Origin of the sequence: Streptomyces pratensis, assembly GCF_037137275.1 — a bacterium.
In the GTDB taxonomy this organism is placed as follows: domain Bacteria; phylum Actinomycetota; class Actinomycetes; order Streptomycetales; family Streptomycetaceae; genus Streptomyces; species Streptomyces pratensis_B.
On sequence record NZ_JBBBEN010000097.1, the window covers coordinates 154291 to 156541 of the forward strand.

Annotated in this window: 2 protein-coding genes; both read right to left on the reverse strand. The window is 74.8% G+C overall.

The window, feature by feature from the left end; all coding sequences use genetic code 11:
• Positions 1-110 precede the first annotated feature (110 nt).
• Positions 111-755, reverse strand: a complete 645-nt coding sequence (locus V9U70_RS23010) for an HNH endonuclease family protein (protein WP_336678108.1) — start codon at positions 753-755, stop codon at positions 111-113.
• A 627-nt stretch (positions 756-1382) separates the two neighbouring features.
• Positions 1383-2045 carry an HAD-IA family hydrolase gene (locus V9U70_RS23015; protein ID WP_336678109.1) on the reverse strand — a complete coding sequence of 221 codons (663 nt, stop codon included), beginning with the start codon at positions 2043-2045 and terminating at the stop codon, positions 1383-1385.
• Positions 2046-2251 lie beyond the last annotated feature (206 nt).

A 2251-nucleotide genomic window follows, 5' to 3' on the forward strand; every position in this document is an offset into this window, starting at 1 on the left:
GCGCGGACGGGGGTGTCGGTCCCGGGCGGTCGCGCGGCGGGCCCGTGCGCGAGCCCGTGGGCCTCCGGGCGGGCGGGGGGCCGTGTGCGTACGGGAAGGCGGTGCGCCGGTCAGCAGGCGTTGAGGATCGACTGCAGTGCGCTCTTCTCGGCCGAGTCCACGCTCAGGCCGTAGGAATGCTTCACGTGGACCCAGGCGCGGGCGTACGTGCACCGGTAGGCGGTGCGCGGTGGCATCCACTCCGCCGGGTCCTTGTCGCCCTTGGACTGGTTGACGTTGTCGGTGACCGCGATGAGCTGAGGGCGGGCCAGGTCGTTGGCGAACGACTGCCGCCGGGCGTTGGTCCAGCTGTTCGCGCCGGAGCGCCAGGCCTCGGCGAGCGGGACCATGTGGTCGATGTCCACGTCGGACGCGGCGTGCCAGGTGGCCCCGTCGAACGGTGAGTACCAACTGCCGCTGACCGCGGCGCAGGAACCGTCCTGCCGGACGTTCGTGCCGTCGCGCTTGAGGACGACCTCGCGGGTGTTGCAGGCGCCCGACTGGGTGACCCAGTGCGGGAACTTGTCGCGGCTGTAGCCGCTGGACGAGCCCTCCGCGCTGACGTCGAGCCCGCCGAGGTAGGCCCGTGCGGTCGACGCGCTGACCGGGGTGGGCATGGCGGCCTGTGCGGTCGGCGCGGTGAACAGGGCGGACGTGGCGACGAGCGCTGCCGTCGCGGCGGCGACGGAGAGGCGACGCGCGTAGACACCGGACATGCGAACTCCCTTGACGTGGGGGGTGCTTGGGCGGCTGACGTGTGACGTCCCGCCAGCGTGGCGACGCCAGGTTTCTGTGGGGTGGGCGTCAGGTGACAGCGTGGCGACATGTGCACGTCACATCAAGGGGTGTGCAAGGGGTGTGACGGGTCGCGTGGGCGCGCGAGCGGGTCATCGGACGTCTGTGGCGCGGAATGTGAGCGTCTGTCCGGCGCTTGCCCGGTCGGAGTGCGCCCCCTCGGCCGACGGGGCGCGGCCGGGCCCGCCGCGTCGCAGCCGTGTGCCGCTTCCGGCGGACCCGCCCGGGGTTCGCGTCGTCGCCCGGTCGCCCCGCTTAGGGCGGTGGCCGGGGTGCTCGCGTCAGGCTCCCGGCGCGAGCGCGCGGCGGGTGGGGCCCCCGGGGGAATTGAGCGGGGGCTGAACCTTCCCCCGGGGGAGCTGATGGGGCCGCGGTCCCTGTCGGGGGCCCCGAGGGGGCGGCGGCCGGGCCGGGCGGCGGGAGGAGCGGTGGGAGCGGCTGTGGGGAGCGGCCGGCCCGGGGGGGCGGCGGGAGGGGGGCGATGGAGGGCCGGCGCCCGTTGCGAGTCGGCGCGCGGCCCGGAAGTGCCCGAACCCGGCCCGCCGGTCTCAGGCCTCGTTGAGGTGCAGGCGGACCGAGCCGTCTCCGGCTGCCTCCACCCGCACCCGCGTCAGGTCCTCGACGTGGGCGTCCGGCGCGAGGGCCGCGGCGCGCGGGCCGACGCCCACGACGCGCATGCCGGCCGCACGGCCCGCCGCGACGCCCGCCTCGGAGTCCTCGAACACGATGCAGTCCGCTGCGTCGAAGCCCAGCTCCACCGCGCCCTTGAGGAAGCCCTCGGGGTCCGGCTTGCTCTCGCCGACCTGCTCGGCCGTGACGCGGACGGCGGGCATCGGCAGCGCGGCCGCCCCCATCCGGGCCGTCGCGAGCGCGGTGTCGGCCGAGGTCACCAGGGCGTGCGGGAGGGCGGCGATCGCGGCCATGAACGCGGACGCCCCGCCGATCGGCACGACGCCGTCCATGTCGGCGGTCTCCTCTGCGAGCATCGCCCGGTTGTCCGCGTGGTTCTCCTCCATGGGACGGTCCGGGAGCAGGACGGCCATCGTGGCGTACCCCTGGCGGCCGTGCACCACCTTCAGGGCGGCCTGGGGGTCCAGCCCGTGCCGGAGCGCCCAGCGGCGCCAGCAGCGCTCCACCACCGCGTCGGAGTTCACGAGGGTCCCGTCCATGTCGAGCAGAAGGGCTTTGGCGGTGAGGACGGTGGCCGTCACGGGGTTCTCCAGAACGCTGGGGGTGGCGGGTCAACGGCCCGGACGCGGGTGCCGCGACGCATGACTGCCCCGGGCGGTGGGCGGGTGTGCGGTCCGGGACGCGGTATCAGAGCAACCCCCGCCCACCGGTCAGGGAGTGAAGGCGGGGGTTACTTTGTTCCATCACGATACAAAAACCAGGGCCAGAACGCCAACTCCCCGGCCCG

What these genes read in the sequence shown, in the direction of transcription:
- V9U70_RS23010 (WP_336678108.1), bottom strand. Translation starts at nt 755, where the DNA reads ATGTCCGGTGTCTACGCGCGTCGCCTCTCCGTCGCCGCCGCGACGGCA.